This window comes from Paenibacillus sp. J22R98, assembly GCF_059383835.1.
The window spans coordinates 77,962-96,518 of the sequence record NZ_JBXENW010000003.1 but is presented as its reverse complement, the minus strand read 5'-3'; the positions used below and the strand labels follow the sequence as shown (position 1 = coordinate 96,518).

The 18,557-nt window shown below is 52.6% G+C and carries 14 protein-coding genes; 1 reads left to right on the top strand and 13 read right to left on the bottom strand.

The window, feature by feature from the left end; all coding sequences use genetic code 11:
* Window positions 1-21 precede the first annotated feature (21 nt).
* From addA to AC50Y3_RS10355, 3 genes are all read right to left on the bottom strand, one after another.
* A complete protein-coding gene (gene addA, locus AC50Y3_RS10365; protein ID WP_494818697.1) occupies window positions 22-4,314 on the bottom strand; it encodes a helicase-exonuclease AddAB subunit AddA in 4,293 nt (1,430 codons plus the stop codon).
* Window positions 4,314-7,856 carry a helicase-exonuclease AddAB subunit AddB gene (gene addB, locus AC50Y3_RS10360; RefSeq protein WP_494818696.1) on the bottom strand — a complete coding sequence of 1,181 codons (3,543 nt, stop codon included), beginning with the start codon at window positions 7,854-7,856 and terminating at the stop codon, window positions 4,314-4,316. The genes addA and addB overlap by 1 nt, the downstream gene beginning before the upstream one ends.
* Before the next feature lie 291 nt (window positions 7,857-8,147).
* Entirely contained in the window at window positions 8,148-9,557 is a 1,410-nt protein-coding gene (locus tag AC50Y3_RS10355) for a class I SAM-dependent rRNA methyltransferase (RefSeq protein WP_494818695.1), read from the bottom strand.
* A 109-nt stretch (window positions 9,558-9,666) separates the two neighbouring features.
* On the opposite strand from AC50Y3_RS10355, the gene AC50Y3_RS10350 reads away from it, so the two are divergent.
* Complete coding sequence (locus AC50Y3_RS10350; protein ID WP_494818694.1) at window positions 9,667-10,650, top strand: Na/Pi cotransporter family protein; 984 nt, start codon at window positions 9,667-9,669, stop codon at window positions 10,648-10,650.
* 1 nt (window position 10,651) lies between these two features.
* Here AC50Y3_RS10350 and AC50Y3_RS10345 read toward each other — a convergent pair whose 3' ends face one another.
* The 10 genes from AC50Y3_RS10345 to dnaJ all read right to left on the bottom strand — a co-directional run bounded on the left by AC50Y3_RS10345 (window position 10,652) and on the right by dnaJ (window position 18,449).
* On the bottom strand, window positions 10,652-11,089 hold the full coding sequence (locus AC50Y3_RS10345) for an NUDIX hydrolase (protein ID WP_494818693.1): 438 nt from the start codon (window positions 11,087-11,089) through the stop codon (window positions 10,652-10,654).
* A 118-nt stretch (window positions 11,090-11,207) separates the two neighbouring features.
* On the bottom strand, window positions 11,208-12,596 hold the full coding sequence (gene mtaB / locus AC50Y3_RS10340; protein WP_494818692.1) for a tRNA (N(6)-L-threonylcarbamoyladenosine(37)-C(2))-methylthiotransferase MtaB: 1,389 nt from the start codon (window positions 12,594-12,596) through the stop codon (window positions 11,208-11,210).
* Window positions 12,597-12,601: 5 nt separating this feature from the next.
* Window positions 12,602-13,378 (bottom strand): RsmE family RNA methyltransferase, encoded by a 777-nt coding sequence (locus AC50Y3_RS10335; protein ID WP_494818691.1) that lies wholly within the window; start codon window positions 13,376-13,378, stop codon window positions 12,602-12,604.
* A 140-nt stretch (window positions 13,379-13,518) separates the two neighbouring features.
* Window positions 13,519-14,226 (bottom strand): site-2 protease family protein, encoded by a 708-nt coding sequence (locus tag AC50Y3_RS10330; protein WP_494818690.1) that lies wholly within the window; start codon window positions 14,224-14,226, stop codon window positions 13,519-13,521.
* 36 nt (window positions 14,227-14,262) lie between these two features.
* Window positions 14,263-15,243, bottom strand: a complete 981-nt coding sequence (gene prmA, locus AC50Y3_RS10325; protein ID WP_494818689.1) for a 50S ribosomal protein L11 methyltransferase — start codon at window positions 15,241-15,243, stop codon at window positions 14,263-14,265.
* Window positions 15,244-15,383: 140 nt separating this feature from the next.
* Entirely contained in the window at window positions 15,384-16,409 is a 1,026-nt protein-coding gene (locus AC50Y3_RS10320; RefSeq protein WP_494818688.1) for a Gfo/Idh/MocA family protein, read from the bottom strand.
* Entirely contained in the window at window positions 16,409-16,741 is a 333-nt protein-coding gene (locus AC50Y3_RS10315) for a cupin domain-containing protein (protein WP_494818687.1), read from the bottom strand. Before AC50Y3_RS10315 ends, AC50Y3_RS10320 begins: the two co-directional genes overlap by 1 nt.
* 125 nt (window positions 16,742-16,866) lie before the next feature.
* Window positions 16,867-17,055: a hypothetical protein gene (locus tag AC50Y3_RS10310; RefSeq protein ID WP_494818686.1), complete on the bottom strand. Its 189-nt coding sequence runs from the start codon at window positions 17,053-17,055 to the stop codon at window positions 16,867-16,869.
* A gap of 16 nt (window positions 17,056-17,071) precedes the next feature.
* On the bottom strand, window positions 17,072-17,224 hold the full coding sequence (locus tag AC50Y3_RS10305) for a YfhD family protein (protein WP_494818685.1): 153 nt from the start codon (window positions 17,222-17,224) through the stop codon (window positions 17,072-17,074).
* Between the two features lie 85 nt (window positions 17,225-17,309).
* Window positions 17,310-18,449 (bottom strand): molecular chaperone DnaJ, encoded by a 1,140-nt coding sequence (dnaJ, locus tag AC50Y3_RS10300; protein ID WP_494819220.1) that lies wholly within the window; start codon window positions 18,447-18,449, stop codon window positions 17,310-17,312.
* Window positions 18,450-18,557 lie beyond the last annotated feature (108 nt).

The window sequence follows — 18,557 nt, the reverse complement described above, 5'->3', positions numbered from 1 at the left end:
TTGTTTCCCCGTCCCTTCTGATTAAAACAATTTCACCGCTTCTCCCCCATCGAAGAAGAACACGTAACATTCGTCAATCTTGCGTCCAATAATGGACTGAATCGCTTCCGCATACAGCGTGAGCTGGAAACGGTGGCGTTCCGCCGCCTCCGCCCATCGTTTCAACGTAATCCGGTCCGTTTTGTAGTCTAGCAGCACAAGTCTGCCTGCTTCATCTTGGAACAGACAGTCGATAACCCCTTGAATGAGGATTGGCTCGTCGCTCAATTGGTGCGACGCATTCGGATAAACGCGATCGGCGGGGAACGTACAGCTAAACGGTGTCTCGCGGCGCACCCATTGTGCCCGAAGCAGTCGAAGGCCGACCTCACTTTGAAAAAATGCCGCCGAACCCGCGATATCCACGGCCGCCGCCTGCTGTGCAGACAGCATATTACGCTCTCGAAGACTCGCTACTGTTGCTTTAACCGTGTCTTCCGACAGCTCGTCCGTCAGCGGGATATGCTGCATCACGAGATGGCTGACCATCCCTCGTTCGGCTGGCGTTAATGCAGTTTCCTCCATAAACTTCGGACGGCGCAGACGGAAGGTATACTCCCCATCGCAGGCTTGTTTTCCTTTATGTTCCGCTGTCTCTTCTACTACACGCCGAGTCTGAGGTTCCTCTTGAACCAAACTGACAGACTCTTCGTCAAAAAGAAACTCAACCTGCTCCTCCATCCCTATACTTGCATTGAAAGACTGTACAGCCTCAATCTCTGAAGCTTCTTCAAGATAATCAGCTTCTTCCGCTGAACCCAGGCCGGCTAACCCGTCGTCTCCAGCAAGCTCCGGCAGCAGAAATGCCGCCTCATCCATTCCGGCTTCGGCATGCAGCCGTTTCATCTCGGTTACGGATGTTTTGGCTGCCGTCATCGTAGCCGCTGTATAGGGATACTGCCAGCTAAGTCGACGTTCGATCTCCTCCGCAGCCTCCGGCGATTCAGGCAGTGGAACAAGCTCCTGTACAGCTTGCATGCGCTCAGCGAATGCCGCCGCCTCTTCCGTTTCTTCCTCCGTGCCCGCTGCCGCTTCAAGGCCGAGGACTGAAGCAGGAACGACTGCAGTCCGCCAATCGCGGAAGGAGATGACCCTGCCATCACCATCTGTTGCCTCGACAACTGGCAACGCAGCCTCGGATTCGTGTCCAACTTGTCCAACTAACAACGACTCAATAACCTCAGCGCCTCTGGCTGTTTTATTACTTTCAGCTACTTCCAAACTTTCGAATGTTCCTACACGTTCGACCGCTTCCGCACTTCCGGCTTCAACCACGGAGTAATCCGTTTCGCTTACCATGACAGTCGGTATTCCCGCTCCCATCGCGAGCGGTCCGAGCCAATCCAGAAATCTAGACGCGCCGGCGATTCGGAAATCCGCCAATCCTCCGCCTGCATCCAGGGCTGATTCCCAGCGCTGCAGCTGCTTCGCTGCGTCTGCGACCGTTCCGACGAGGAACATTTTCTCCTTTGGCCGCGTCAACGCGACATACAATATCCGCATCTCTTCCGCCAACGTTTCCATCGCCAGACGCTGTTTGATCGCCAGCTGCGGCAATGTCGGATAACTGACTCTCAGCTCCGTATCGACATAACGAGGACCGAATCCAAGCTGTTTATGCATAAGGAATGGACTGCTTAGATCCCTTTTATTAAACTGCTTGCCGAGGCCCGCAGCGAAGACTACCGGAAACTCCAGTCCCTTACTCTTGTGGATGGACATAATGCGTACGACATCTTCTTGTTCCCCGAGCGCTCTCGCCGTTCCGAGGTCGCCGCCGCTCTCACGCATCCGGTCAATAAACCGCAGGAATCGGAACAAACCTCTTAGCGTCGTGGCCTCATACTGCCTTGCCCGGTCATGAAGCGCGCGTAAATTCGCTTGCCGCTGCAGTCCACCTGTCATACCGCCCGCCAAATCGTAATAGCCGGTCTCCCGATAGATGCGCCATAGCAAATCGGCAAGCGATCCCTGACGGGCCTCTCCCCGCCACACTTCAAGTGTAGCTAGGAAGCTTTGCAGTTTCCGCTGCGTATCTTCCGGCATATTGGGATCATCCGCTGCATTTCTGACCGCTTCAAAATAGGAAACGCGACCCGCAGCGATTCGAATAAGAGCAAGCTCTTCCCCCGACAGCCCAACCAGCGGTGAACGAAGCGTGCCCGCAAGCGGAATATCTTGATAGGGGTTGTCTATGACGCGCAGCAAAGAAAGCATCGTTTCGACCTCAGTCGCCTCGAAGTAGCCGCTGCTTAGTTCAGCATAAGCCGGAATGCCATGCTGCTGCAGCTCCTCGATAATGACAGGCGCCCATTGCTTATCTGCCCGCAGCAAAATTACGATATCTCGCCAAGCAAGCGGTCGCTTACGGCCCTTCTTGCCGTCGTACACCTCGAAGGGCTCTGCGTTTGCGGCATCTGTCTGCATGCCTTTCAGCCGAACAATTTGACTGGCAATATAGCGCGCTTCAAGCTGTACGGTTTGCAAATCTTCCGCGGATTCAGCCGCCGACACGCCTTCGCCTTCCGTTTCGGTCTCTTCTTGCGATTCAGAGGAATGGTCTGCCGCTTCCCCTTTGCCACGGTCAAGAACGGCAAGCTCTACCGCATACCGCTCGGCAGAACCGCCTTCGCTTGAAGACGGATAGGTTGCGCCGCACACCAGCTCGGCACGTGCATCGTAGTCCATTTCCGCTGCTTTCTCGCGCATGATGGCGCGGAACACATTGTTAACGCCATCCACGACTTCCTGCCGACTGCGGAAATTTCGCGCCAAATCGATCCGTACGCCAAACTCCCCGCTGCCTTGCTCGTCAGGTACATCCTTCGAAGCTGCTGCGTCCACTTCACCGGCCATGTGATAACTCTTATATTTACGCAGAAACAACCCCGGTTCCGCCAAGCGGAATCGATAGATGCTCTGTTTCACGTCGCCTACCATGAATCGGTTCCCGCTGCCTGAACGCGAGATTAGCGATACAATCGCTTCTTGAACCATATTCGTGTCTTGATATTCATCGAGCAAAATCTCTTGAAACTGCTGCTGATATTCCAATGCCGCTGCTGACGGTACTAACGAAGTGGCTGTGGAATCAGCATCGCGCAATATGCGCAGGCAATAGTGCTCCATATCGCCGAAATCGATGAGCCCTTTCTCCAGCTTCGCCGCTTCGAACCGGCTGCCGAACTGATCGGCAAGGGAAGCCAGTGTCTTCATAAGCGGTGCCATCTCGGCTAGCTCTGCCGCAAACTCCTCCGGAGTACGAGTAAACAGCTCGTCGGTTAAATCAGCGATGATTGTCTTGGCACGATCGCGCAAGTCTTTGGCCTGTTCCTGCAGCGCCTTGTCGCATGCATCGCCGCGCTGGCTCTTCAGCTTCCCGAAGCTGGCAGAAGTGAACCCTTCATGCCATGTGGTCCATGGCTGACTTTCAACCCGATAGAGAAGCGAGCGAACAAGCGCCAAATCATCTCGGAATGTCTCGCCATAGGCATCCGGACCTCCGGGCTGGTAGGTTCGAGCCTCCGCTTGTTCCAGCAGGCTGACTGCGCCTTGCAGGGACAACGATACGGCATCCGTCAAACTCGTCACCCATTCGGTTTGACTAAGCTCTTCCGCATCCTGAACTTGGAACGCATTCGCCGTCTCCTCCAGCCATACCTTCGGCCAAGGATGACTCTGCGAGAAGTGATAGAGCTTCATAACAAGCGCGTAGAGCGGCTCATCGCCGCGTTCCCCGCCGAACTTGTCAACCAGCTGAAGGAACGATTGACCTTCCTCGGATTCCGGCTCCCCGTACCGCTCTTCGAATAATGCATCAAGCACGTCAATGCGCAGAAGCTCCGCTTCCGTCTCATTGGCGATGCGAAATCCGGGATCGAGTCCGATTAACGAATAGTAGCGCCGAATAACATCCAGACAGAAGGAATGCAGCGTCGTGATCGAGGCGCGCCCCATTAAGGCAAGCTGACGTCGCAGATGATCGGAGCCCGGATTTCGATCCAGCTCTTTCTCCAAGGCGATTCGAATTCGCTCTTTCATCTCCGCGGCCGCCGCTTTCGTGAAGGTCGCAACAAGCAGCCGATCGACATCGGTATCTGCCGAGATTTTGCGGATAATCCGTTCAACCAGTACGGCAGTTTTGCCTGAGCCCGCAGCCGCCGCAACCAAGATATTACTGCCGCCTGTTACGATGGCTCTCCACTGGTCATCCGTCCACGTGCTTCCGATCGGCTTTGGCGGAATTGTCGTATTCCCGGGTAACGTTGTCGTCATCACTTTTGCTCCTTCCCTGTATCTTCTTGTACATCAACCGCACCGCCTGCATCATCATCACCGCTCGCGAGCAGCTCCCAAACTTCATCTTTACCGGGCTTGTTCAGCCTTGTATAGCAATTGCCTTCTACCAAGGGATCAAAATGACACACCGGCTTATACGCGCAAAATTGACATGGTGTCTTATTGCCCAGCCGATACGGGGTAATCGAAACATCTCCGCCCGCGATCCGGTCGCCGATTCGGCGAAGTGTTCCTCGCACCGAACGGCGCAGCGTTCCCCACTGCTCATCGGATACGACTGACGAGCTGCTGTAGAAGCCGCCGTCACGCTTCAGCGCAAGCGGCAGCAGCTCGGAATAACCGGTTGAAAGCGCACCGTCCATCATTCTGACCGTTTCTTCATCTGCCAGAACCAGTCCTTTTAGCTTGAATCGCTTCAGTATTTCAGTGCGCGCCTTCGCAGGCGGCATACCGTTAGAGGTAGACAGCATCGGATTATGCACGTGGAAATATAACGCACCTGCTGCTTTCGCAGGCTGTCCAAGCCATTCCGGTGCATGCGTAAGCAGAACGTCCAGATAGGTCAGCATTTGCAGCGCCATGCCGTATGCAACCTCCTCCAAGCGAAGCTGCTTCGCGCTGGACTTATAGTCGATGACACGCAGCAGCAGACCATCAGTCGTCTGAGCAGCGTCGACACGGTCAATTCGGCCGACCATCTCCAGCATTTTGCCGTCGGACAGCGGGATCGTAACCGCAGGCAAGGGTCCTTGCGGCCCGAAGCCAATCTCAAGTCCAACCGGTTTAAACTGCGCCCGCCTTGCATGCTCACCCAGAATAACCGCAGCTTGGCTAATGATATCGCGAAGCTTGCGCGCTACATATTGATGGCGGTTGCTGCTGAACAGGATCTGCGATTGCAGCCTCATTGCCAGCTCGTTTACGATCTCCGTCGAAGCGTCGCGCAGCTGTTCCGGAGTGAGCGAAGCCCAGCTGTCGCCTAACGTTTCCGTCAGCCGGTTCAGTGCAGCATGGAACAGCTGTCCGATATCCGGAGCAGCCAGTTTATAGAGGGCTCTCTCACGAAGACGGAGACCATGTATCGCAAAATGTTGAAACGGACAAGACACGAAACGCTCCATCCGAGACACGCTTCCTCGCAACAGCGTTCCATATAGTTGCTCAGCCGTTTCCGGGGAAAGCGTCACTTCCTCATTGGTATATTGCAAAGAAGAAACGAGGCGCTGCAGCTTGTCCTGCCACTGCGGCCGAACGGCAAACCAGTTGTAAGCCTCCCACCAAAGCGGAGCAATCTCGCCGCCATGCTTCCAAATCCGCAATTGCGTGATTAGGTATGAGAGCGTTCGTTCAGGATGTGCCATAAACGCTTGCTGCTCGGACGTCGGCATAGCCGGAACAGGCTCGCCTGCGATTCCCTTCTCCATCATGCCGGGGAAGAGCCCTTTAATATGGCGAATAATTTCGGAAGGAAGCAAGCTTTTCCCTTCTTCATCCGACTGCGGCCAGCTTATCCACAGATGTTCGCTTGGGGTCGTAAGCGCGTTGTAGATCATGAACCGCTCATCCAGCAGCTTGCGACGAACGCCCGGCGCCATGACAAGTCCGCCGTATTCCAGCGTTTCACGCTCCTGCTCGGTCAGTACGCCATCCTCCTGCATGCGCTGCGGCATGACGCCGTCGTTCGCTCCGAGCAAATAACAAATTGTGATGTGACCGGAGCGCGTACGATCCATGCTTCCGATCAACACTTGATCAAGCGAAGGCGGAACGGATGCAAGCTTTAAGCTCTCAAGTCCCGTCTCCACCATGCCCGTGAACAGCTCGAGCGGCATCGATTCGCTTCCCGTCATTTCGGTCAGCTGATCAAGCAAATCCATAACGCCGTCCCACAGCTGCCGGTGCTCTCTCGCCCGAAGGGGATTGCCATCCGCAATCGCTTTGCGGCTCCAGCGCTCCATCCGATCCGGCGCTTCAATTGTGACGAGCAGTCTGTACATGGCCTCGCACATTTGTCTGACGCTGCTAGCTTTCTTCATCTCTCTGCTGAATTTACGCAGAATCGGTACAACCGCTTCCCTGGCGGCCATTATAGCATCAAATTCTCGCAGCTCATTCTCGCCTGCTTGAACGGGATCGCCATCCAGCGTATCTCGCATTAAAGGCTTCCACTGGCTGAGCGTCGTCCATCTGTTGCCGTTCATGCCTGCTGCAAGCGCATAGTTCTCCAGCAAATCAAACGTTTCCCGCGTTATGCTGCCATCCTCTGGAATGAGAAGCTCTGATTTAATACAGCGGAATACGGCTTCATAACGCCAGCCATGCGTCGCGATTTCCAGCGCAGAGCGAATAAACTCGACGAATGGATGATGAAGCGCACCATTCTTCTGATCGAGGAAGAAGGGAATGCCGTAATCGGCGAATACGGCTTTAATATAATCGTTGTAATCCGGCGCATTCCGTACCATAACGGCCATATCCCGATAGCGCAGCCCTTCGTCACGTACTCTGCGCGTAATGTCGCGAGCGACCGCCTCTACTTCTGCACGGCGATTAGCTGCGGCATGGAGTGATACGCCTCCCTGATTCAACTCAGTCTCGGGAAGATTAAGCGGCTTCCTGCCGCCATAATGGCGTTCCAAATGCGCAAGCATCGGGTTTTCCTTGAACCTGTAAGGTGTTCCGCCTAACAGGACAGGCTCTTCGAACTCCACGCCGTTCTCGACTGCCAAATCGCGCAGCTTCATATAGGTCTCCGCAGTCGGCCGGAATAGGTCCAGCTCATGCGGCTGCTCACTTTGTTCGTAAAGCTTGTCCAGACATAGTGTCACGGTCATACCTTTGGAGTACTTCATCAACGTGCCTAGCGCGTCGAATTCCTTGGGCGTAAAGCCGTGAAAGCCATCTACCCAAATCTCTGTATCTTCCATTGAAGGCGCTTGATGAAAGCCTTTAACCAGCCAGCTCAAATAATCCTCGGCATCGACATAAAGCCCGTCCAATTCACGCTCAAGGCCTGAGGCTATCATTTGTAGATCATGAAGTTTTCTCCCTAGCAGCGAGCTGCCCTTCTGAGGCATACGGCTTTCGACGAAGGAGGACAGCTCGTCTGTGCCGATCCCGTATCGTTTCCACTCGGTCATCAGCTCGCCCAGACGTTCAATAAATCCATGCTGGGATTCGCTGCCTTTGAACAATTGCAGCTGCTCCTCGAGACGGTGGACGATTTTGTAAAGCAGCATATTCTTGCCGTTCTCGCTGATTGGAACCAGTGCCGTGCCGCCGGTCTCCTGCATAATCCGGAAGGATAAACGGCGGAAGCTGAGCGCCTGCGCTCGAATTGAACCACTAAGCTCTGTATGGTTCAGCAATGCATATTCCGTTTGGAAGGTTGCCTGCTCCGGCACTAATATGACGATCGGCGGCCCATCTGGCTGTGCCAGCACGCTGCTGCGAATTTGATCCAAACAATAATGGGTCTTACCCGACCCTGACCGGCCAATTACAAATCGGAGCGTCATAATCCGCCAACCTCTTCTCGTTATTCGATTCTACTATTCTACCATACGCCCCGGCTTGTTTCACCCCAAAACACAAACATTTGTTCGTTTTCGGTTAAGGTAAATTGTTCTTTGTGCCAACTGGCTGCAACCGACAGCCGGAAATCAAATCAAATGTTTAGCTGCCGGGTTACGAATCTCGGTTGGGGTGGTGGCGGTATTGTTGATACTGATGGTGGGTGCCCCAAAAAAACGCCCCCTTAATTAAGCGAGCTTAATTAAGGGGGCGTTAAAACGATAATCAAGTTGATACTAGCGGCTCCGCACTTCGAATATCCCAAACTTCAAATAATGGCCTTCGTTGACCCCCACGATTTGGGGATGATCCTTGCCCGCTGCGCGCCAATCGATTAAGCGAAGTGTCTTTCCTGCATCGATCGCAGCCGCTTGGATCGTCTCGAGGAACAGCTCAGGACGCATATGGTAGGAGCAGCTGGCTGTAACCAGGTAGCCGCCTTCATTCACAAGCTTCATCCCGTGAAGGTTGATATCCTTGTAGCCCCTTACTGCGCCTTCAATTGCATTCTTCGACTTCGTGAACGCCGGCGGATCAAGAATGACTACATCCCATTTCCGGCCAGCTTCTCCCATTTTCTTGGAGGTATCCACCGCCTTAGCGCTGCTGCGCTCTTGGCGTTCTTCGATTCCCTTCACTTGTCTGCGAAGATATTCGAATGCGTCCGCGACAACAAACTCCACTCGCTCCTCGAAGCCGTTCCGAACGACATTGCGGCGTGCGGTTTCGATCGCATGCTCGGATACGTCAAGGCATGTTACTTTCTTCGCGCCATATTTGCAGGCATGCAACGTGAAGCTGCCCGTATGTGCAAAACATTCCAGCACCGTTGCGCCATCCCAATAAGGGAACGTGACTACTTTGCCGTTGGCATTGACGGGGACAAGCTTCTCTTCATTAAGAGCTGCCAATGTTCCGGTATCGTCCGAAGGAGCCGACGAAGGCTCGCCCTCTTCTACTGCCTTCAATTGAATGCCGCTGCGTGCTCCCCAGCCAAGCATCAATGGTGCGATCGAAGCTCTGTTCTCGCGTTGATCGAAGAAGTAACCGGTTTTCTGCCCTTCTACGATATCCACTTCCATCTGAAGGCCATTTTCCAGGATATCCACGATACGCGGACAATCCCCATATAGAACGCCTGTCCGCTGCTCGATTCCTTCCAGCTCACGAACGGATACATCGCTGCGCTCGTAAATGCCCTGCGGCGCAAATACAGCAACTAACGCCGCGACAATCGCATCTCGGCGAATATCCATGCCTAAAGTCAGCAATTGAACGACTAGCACACCACCGAACCGGTCTACGATAAGACCCGGCAGAAAATCAGCCTCTCCGTACACCAACCGGCAATCATGACCGTTTACAAAACGGCTCCGATGCTGCGCGCATTGCATGAAACGTTCCCGGAAATAAGCTTCGTCCATGGCTTCAATCGGTTTATAGGATGTAACCCGAACTGTAATTTGCGACTTGGGATTCCAATACCCCGTTGCCAAGTATTTGCCTTGATGCGTGACAAGCTCAACCAGATCTCCGGGAGTCACCTCTCCTTCGACACGGTTTATCTCACCGGCAAACACCCACGGGTGCCCGGCCTCCAATCTTTTCTTGCGGTCACGCTGCAATATCGCTTTCGCGCGTTCCATATGTAGCCTCATCCTTTCTATCGCTTACCTGATCCGATCATCCGATCTAGTCATGCTCGTCCGATCTACTGCATATGTATCGTTAATCTTGTTAAAGGAGCTTACTGCCATGTTAATCATGATCGCAGCCCGCGTACTGGGAGGGTTTATCGTTTTCATGCTCGGCATGAGAGCGATGGAGCTGGCTATGCATCGTTCTGTAGGCCATCGGCTGCAGGACGTGCTGCGCAGGTCCACTGCCACACCGCTGCACGGTTTGCTTGTCGGGACAGCAACAACGGCTGTACTGCAGAGCAGCACAGCCGTTACCGTAATCGCAATTGGCCTCGTTAATGCCGGCGTGCTTACATTTCCGCGTACGCTCGGCATTATACTAGGCACCAATATCGGCACCTGCTTAACGACCGAGCTGATCGGCCTGAACCTAGGCAGCCTTGGATGGCCGCTGCTCCAAATCTCTCTCGTCATCTGGCTGCTAACCGCCCTCTTCGGCGAGGTTGGCCTTGGCAGCAGGAGTCGCGCAGGACAGTTTGTTAGCCGCTTCTTGAATCCCTTCCGTAACGGGTCTGTCGTGACAGGCGGATTCGCATTGCTGTTGATTGGAATCGGGCTCATGCAATCCGTTGCCCCTGCCGTACAAGCTACCCCATTCTTCCAAGGCTTCATGAGTCGTGCGGAAGACAGCGTACTATGGGGACTGGCAGCAGGCGTTGTGTTAACAGCTGCCGTTCACAGCAGCGCCGCCGTAATCGGCATCGTTATGGGCCTCGCCCAGTCCGGCGCCATGCCGCTCGATGTTGGCATCGCGATTGTCCTCGGCGCCAATGTCGGCACCTGTATTACAGCCGTACTCGCAGCACTTGGAGGTACGCCATCCGGCCGATTCGTTGCTTGGGCGCATGTGCTCCTAAACGTCGGCGGAGCAGCCTTGTTTGCCCCATTCGCAGGTGAACTCGGCACCCTTGCGGCCTCACTAACATCATCGCCGGCCAGTCAAATTGCCCACGCCCAGACGATCTTTAATGTCCTGTGCTCGTTGATTGCCTTACCGATCTGCTACCTTCCCCGTTTAAGGAAACTGTCCGCAACCTGAATCAGCCGCCGCTTTGAACATTCAATCCAAGCAGGCGCAGCGCTCCGGCTAGAATCCGATCATTGTTGTTATAGCCGGATTGCTTCTGCCTGCGCCATGCTTCCATCGGTTCAAACCATTCTACGCCTCGAATTTCCTCGACTTGCGCCTGCAGCTTACCGCCTACTGCTTCCACGAGATAGTAGTGAACTTCTTTATCCACAAGTCCCTTGGACTCATGGTTGTATTTGTATTTGATCTGATCTATTGGCGAAACGATGACGCCTTCCATTCCCGTCTCCTCGACGATTTCGCGAAGGGCTGTCTGCTCAATGGTTTCGCCCGGTTCCATTTTGCCTTTAGGCAGCGATATCTTGCCATAGCGGTCTTGGATCAACTGCACCTGCAGCTCACCGCCAACCTTACGGAACACGACGCCACCTGCTGAAATCTCCTTCATTTTGCGTTCCCCCTTCGCGTTTCTTGGATATTATGCTCTTATGTAGAGCAAGGACTCTCTTGCAGCCCTGTCCGGGCCGCATAAGAATCCTCGCTGCATGCTATTGATTCGTACAAGTTTACGCCTGCATGGCTTGCGGCTGTTGCTGCGGCGCAGCTTTGACACGGGCAGTAGACGCCGTATGAGTATCCAATACGCGTACAAGCTGTCCGCGACACTCATTGACGCCGGCTTCCGTGATTTTCACTCTGCACAGCTCGCCAATCAGCGATTCCGAACCTTCGAATACAACCTGGATGTAGTTATCGGAGTAGCCCATAATCAGACCGGAACCTTCCGAGCCTTTGTGCTCACGCTCTGGAATGATATCAAGCACTTCACCGACGTATTTCTTCGCATAATCCAATTGCATCCGCTCGGACAAATCAATCAGCTTATGAACGCGTTCGTTCTTCAGCTCGTCGTCGATCTGATCTTCCATGCGCGCGGCAGGCGTACCCGTCCGTTTGGAGTAAGGGAATACATGCATTTCGGCGAAACCCATTTGCTCCATAAACGCATAGCCGTTCTCGAACATTTCGTCCGTTTCGCCGGGGAACCCAACGATAACATCCGTCGTAATCGCAACGCCGGGCATCGCTTCGTGCAGCAGCTTGATTTTCTCGGCAAACTGTTCCACGGTATACTTGCGGCGCATCCGCTTCAATACATCGTTATCCCCGGATTGCAGCGGGATATGAAGATGACGGCACATTTTGCTGGAACGGTTCAGCACGTCGATCATCGCTTCGTCGATTTGACTCGCTTCGATAGAGCTGATCCGAATCCGCTCAAGACCTTCAATCGCGTCAAGATCCCACAGCAGGTCAGATAGACGGTAGTTCTCCATATCATCACCATAACCGCCGGTATGAATGCCTGTCAGTACAATTTCTTTGTACCCGGATGCAACCAGCTGACGAGCTTGGTTAATGACGCTTTCCGCTTCACGGCTGCGTGACAATCCACGTGACCATGGAATAATACAGAAGGTGCAGAAGTTGTTGCAGCCTTCTTGGATCTTAAGGAACGCACGCGTACGCTCTGCAAAATCCGGCACATCCAGTTCCTCGAACTCACGTGTTTTCATAATATTGCGAACCGCGTTCACGGGCTGACGCTCATTCTGCAGGTCCGTAATATAATTCATCAGCTTGTCCCGATCCTGTGTTCCGATGACTAGATCGACACCTTCAATAGCCAGAATTTCGGCAGGTGAAGTTTGGGCATAACAGCCCGTAACCGCAATAACAGCATCCGGATTACGACGAATGGCGCGACGAATAATCTGTCTGCTCTTCTTGTCCCCCGTATTTGTTACTGTACAAGTATTGATCAGATAGACATCAGCAGTAGTTGTTTCGAAGTCGACTTGCTCATAGCCTTCCTTCTTAAACAGCTGCCAGATCGCTTCCGTATCGTAAAAGTTAACTTTGCAGCCTAATGTGTAAAAAGCAACCGATGGCATAGTTGTTAAACGCCTCCCATTTCTCCGGATTCATACATGAGGCAGGCGAGTCCAACCATCGCAGCGGTTTCCGTGCGTAAGATTCGCTTGCCAAGACCGATAATGACGGCACCGGCCTCTTCTGCTTCCTCGGCTTCACGTTCGGTGAAGCCGCCTTCTGGTCCAACAATGAGCAGAATATTGCGCGGCTCATCATTGCTCCAGCCTTCTGCCGTTCCTCGGCGCGCCTGGATTGCATCACGCAAACCAAGTCCACCGCCTTCCTTCTCATAACAAAACAACGCCAAGTGGTACTCAGGAATGCGTTTGACCAGCTCCCGCCATGACGCTACCGGCTCAATAACCGGAATGCGACTTCGGTGTGCCTGCTCGGCGGCTTCCTTCGCGATTTTGCCCCAACGGTCAAGTCGCTTGGCTTCTTTCTTCTCATCATATTGAACAATCATCCGCTGGGATTGGAACGGCACGAAGCTTGCTGCGCCGATCTCCGTCCCCTTCTGGATGACAATCTCCATTTTATCGCCCTTCGGCAAGCTTTGGGCTACCGTCACCGACCAAGTCGGTTCACCGCTCATGGTCATCCATTCGGAAACCTCAGCTTCCACTTTGCCCGGTGTTAAAGCGCGAATCGTCGCTTCCGCGACACGTATGCGGCCGTCACTTACAATAATGGTATCTCCCGCTTCCATTCGCATCACGCGTGTAACATGATGAGCATCGTCGCCTGTAAGAACAACCAAATTGTCAGTAAACTGCTCCGGCGTGACAAAATATCGTTGCATCTTCGGTAGAACCTTTCCAGTCAAATCACAGTCCCGCTGAACCCAAGGGCTGTGTCAAAACTCCAACCTACATCATACACGGTTTACACTCGCTCCGCTAGGGTCGTTAAACATTTTCCAGCTCGCGGCGTCACTAGATACTACACGAAGAAATCCGTCCAGAGGGTGGACCAATCCACCGGCGTGAAGAACAGCTCAAACGTATCTCGGCAGTACAAAAAAATGTTCACCCATAATGAAAAGAGCGGATCAAGCGTTTCCTGCCGCAGCGAGGGAATAAATACAATTAACAGGAAAATGAAAATTCCCCACTGTGCGTGCTGATCCATCTGGACTCTCACCTTGAGCGGAACCAAATCTTGAATAATCCGATACCCATCCAACGGCGGTACCGGGATGAGATTGAATAGAAACAATAGGATATTGATCGTAATTAAATAATATGAAAAATGCCCGATAGCTTGTTGAACCCCGCGCGATGCGGAGTCCAAGTAACCAGTCTCATTCACGAGATAGACAGCAAGGATGCCAATGACAGCGATCAACAAATTACTGAGCGGCCCTACTGCCGAAACGACGATGCCCATCAACCGAGGATACTTAAAGCGGCTCCGATTAACCGGAACGGGCCGGGCCCATCCAAATCCTGCAATCAGGATCAGAATGGTCCCGAATATATCGAGATGGACGCGAGGATTCAATGTTACCCGACCGGCATCGTACGCAGTGCGATCGCCGAATTTATAGGCGCTGTAGGCATGAGCGAACTCATGAACGGTAAACGCAATCATGATCGTTAGAAAAATAAAAGGTAAATCTTTAATCGGATACCACAAAAAGTCCGACACCGTTCACCCTCCTACACCATTTTGCAGAGCGTAAGCTTACTCCGGTTTCTTCGCGATGAAAGCGAGCCAGTCCTGGTCACGCTGACGATCGATAATCGTAAAGCCGGCTTGCTCAAGACCTTCCGCAACGGCATCTTCCTTATTCTTAAAGATACCCGATGCAATATAGGTGCCGCCCGGCTTAAGCGCTGCATAAACATCGTCGATGAACAGCAGGATGATTTCAGCCAAGATATTAGCCACAACTACATCGACCGGTACGGTCACGTTCAGCGGCTTATCCGTCGTATTGCCATCTGCGTTCAGTACCCCCAGCAGATCGCTTAGATGCACTTGAATATCATTTTCCAGCTTGTTTAGTCGTGTATTCTCCGTAGCAGAGGTAACTGCAATCGGATCCAGATCAAGGGCAAGCACGCGGCGTGCGCCTAGCAGAACGGCGCCGATAGCCAATATGCCGGAACCTGTCCCTACATCGATAACTTCTTCGTCGCCCTTGATTACCGTCTCGAGCGTACGCAGGCAAAGCGCGGTTGTCGGGTGTGTACCTGTTCCGAAAGCCATACCTGGATCGAGTTCAATAATGCGCTCTTCCGGTGAAGGCGTATACTCTTCCCAAGTCGGTTTAATCGTCAAACGTTCCGACACTCGGATCGGTTTGAAATATTGTTTCCATGCGTTAGCCCAGTCTTCTTCGTCAACCAGTGCCTTCGTAATGGTATAGTCACCGGGATCGATATCGAATTCGCGAAGCTGATCGATTCGCTCAGGCAAGATAGCCAAGAGTGCGTCGATGTCCGTATCAAGCTCCGAGAAGTACCCTTTAATAACTGCCTGGCCTTCGGGAATATCGTTAAGCGGATGCTCATACCATTGGCCGAGCGATGTGTCCCGCTGTTTGTTCAGTGTACCTGATTCTTCAATGGATACGCCGTCGGCATCCATTTCATGCAAGAAGTTGGAAATCATCTCGATCGCTTCTTCGGTCGTCGAGATTGTCAGTTCATGCCATTTCACTTTGTAAATCCCCCTGATCGTGTTATCGTTCCTCTTTGTCATTTTAAACCTATCTTGTCTATTCTACACCAGATAAAGGCTTCACACAAAAAAACAAGCCCCTGCAGCACTTCGGCAGCAGAGACTTGTCATGCACATCCTTACTTAGTAGCAATGTAGCTCTCCGGATACGTAACTTCTCCTGTGCGAGAGGAATCGCCGATGGCTATCAGGGCAGCTAAAGTACGCAAATTATCTCGGCCCGAGATAGATGGTTCTGCTCCATCTTTGATCCGCGCGGCAAACTCTGACAAAACACTGTGAATGCCTTGCTTAGTATCCGGCAGCGGACCGTCTGCATAGGAGATAAATCGTTTGTTCTGCTCTTGGTCCACGATATACACGCCATAGCCTTGTCCGAGATCATCCAAATGGATCGATCCGTTCTCGCACTGAATCCGCCAGTCGCCTTCCCAAGGTGTTGATAGACCCTTGGATACGAGGCTGCCTAAGTAGAAGACAGGAATTCCGTTGTCCAGCTCCATACTTGCCTGTACGTTCGGATGACCCTTGTACATGCTTCCTTCGATATTCCACGTTTTGCCCGACACGGTCCGAATATCGGATTCCAGTAAGTAGCGAATCATGTCCACATGATGGACAGCCATCTCAAGCAGCATGAAGTTCTCCATTACCTGCTGATAGTCCTTGCCAAAATGATCATAGAAGAACTGAGCCTGCACAAACAACGGTTTCCCCATCTCAGAAATTGCCTTCTTCAGCGAAAGGACATGGTTCTGGTAGCGATAGTTTTGACTGACCATCAGAATGAGCTGTTTCTGTTTCGCAAGCTCAACGAGCTCACAAGCTTCGCCGATATCGAGGACGAACGGTTTCTCAACCAGCACATGAAGCCCTTTCTCCAAAGCCGCTTTGCAAATTGCATAATGATAAGGGGAAGCTGCGGTTACAAACACGGCATCCGCTTCGCAGGATGCGAACGCTTCCAAGTAATCGGTATAACAATTCTCTTCCGCAACGCCGAGCTCTGCCGCACATTCTTTCAGACGAGCCGGATTGATTTCAACTACACCTGCATAAGCGAAATCTACGGACTGCTTCACGAAATGGAGCGCAACGCCAAACCCATGCATACCTAGGCCGACTTGAATGATATTCAATGTCATTATTGTGCTGCATCTCCTTTATCCTTGAATAGGTAACCCACTCGGCCGCCTTCAGGCATAATGCCATAAATATAAACGGCAACCATCTCTTCAGTAACGACTAAGGAGTGCTCGTCTCCGCGTTTCGTGAGAACCATATCTCCGGCACCGATTTCGTATGTGTCGCCTTCCGTTGTGCACGTTCCTTTACCGCTTATAATGATCCAGTATTCATTCGCATCATGATAATGCAGCTGAACGATATCCCCGACCTTAAGGTGGTTTATCCCATAATGGCTTAGCTCGCTCCACTCGGGATATTCTTGCGTAGCACCTTTGAAATTTACCGGCATGCTAATCCTCCTCATAAAACTTCAAGCTATCGTTCATTTTGCCATACGTTGAAACGTTTCACAAGAATAAAAAAAAGATACCCTACCCCGACATCATTGCAGGTAAGGTATCTACATCCTATTGCTCACAAATTAGCTGTTCCGCCGGTTTGTTCGATCAAATGAAGTGCGCGGTCGACCAGATCATCACCGACGGTGGCAGTCAGCGAGGCGCCGTCAGCGCCGCCATCCACCTGAAGCCGCAGAGCCATCAGCTTAAGCTGCGCCTCCCGTGCTCCATCTCCATCTTGAAATGTTGCATGGATGACTGTCATACAAGTAACAGCCTCATCATTTCTTCTGCGCTCTGGCGTCCGCCTCTGCGGCTCGCTGCATGGCTTTCTTATCTTCCTCGTCAGCCAGCTCCGCTGAAAATTCCACATCTTCGTTCTTACCGATCGGCAGCTCTGCGAAATTTTGTTTCTCCAAGTCTTGATCGCTCATGGTTGGTTATGCTCCTTCATGTAGAGGATGATTCGGACACGAAAGTTAGCATAAACAAGTGGCTGCGATCTTATGCTTTAACCGATTAGTCGCCGCGGAATGCTTTCTTCATCTTCTCGAAGATCGATTCATGGTGTTCTTGCTGTCCGCCATCCGTGCTGCCGCCTGCTGCTCCAACGCCGGAGAACTGACGAAGCAATTCCTTCTGCTCATCGTTAAGGGCAGTCGGCGTCACGACAGTTACTTTCACATGCTGATCGCCTTGACCGTAACCGCGAAGACGAGGAACCCCTTTTCCTTTCAAACGGAAATAAGTGCCGGTTTGCGTACCTGCAGGAATTTTCAGCTTCACTTTCTCAGTCAGCGTCGGAATTTCGATCTCGTCGCCAAGAGCCGCCTGAGCAAACGTCAGCGGTACTTCGCAGTAAATATCATCGTTCTCACGCTCGAAGAAATCATGCGGCTTCACACGAATTACGATATATAAGTCCCCGGCCGGGCCTCCGCGTGACCCGCCCTCACCTTCGCCGCTTAAGCGAATTTGCGCGCCTTCATCGACACCGGCAGGAATTTTCACATTGATTTTGCGCTGCTTCTTCACTTTACCTGCGCCATGGCAAGTACCGCATTTTTCTTTGATGATTTTGCCCGCGCCATTACAGTTCGAACAAGCTCTGCGGTTCACCATACGGCCAAACGGCGTATTTTGAACCACTTCTTGCTGACCTGTGCCGCGACAAACGGAACACGTCTCCGGTTTCGTACCCGGCTTCGCTCCAGAACCTACGCAAGTGTCGCAAGTTTCGGTACGTGGAATCGTAATTTCCGTTTCCTTACCGAATACCGCTTCCTTGAATTCGATTGTCATCGTGTACTGCAAGTCATTCCCGCGCTGCGGGGCATTAGGATCACGACGTCCACCGCCGCCGCCGCCGAAGAACATGTCGAAAATATCGCCGAAGCCGCCGCCGAAATCACCGGCACCGCCGCCAAAGCCTTGGTTCGGATCTACGTGACCATGTCGGTCATACGTAGCACGCTTACCATCATCGCTAAGTACGTCGTAAGCTTCCTTCACTTCTTTAAATTTATCTTCCGCATCCGCCGCTTTGTTTACGTCCGGATGGTATTGGCGCGCCATTTTACGATACGCTTTCTTGATCTCTTCCTCGCCTGCGTCTTTCCCGACGCCGAGCACCTCATAATAGTCCCGCTTGTCAGCCAACTCCGTCACCCCGTCTCCTATTTGCGCTGCATAAACATTATCTATCTAGACACACGAAAAACGGCTGCGCCGTCCAAAGTTTTTTCGGACGGCACACCGTTTGCGTAT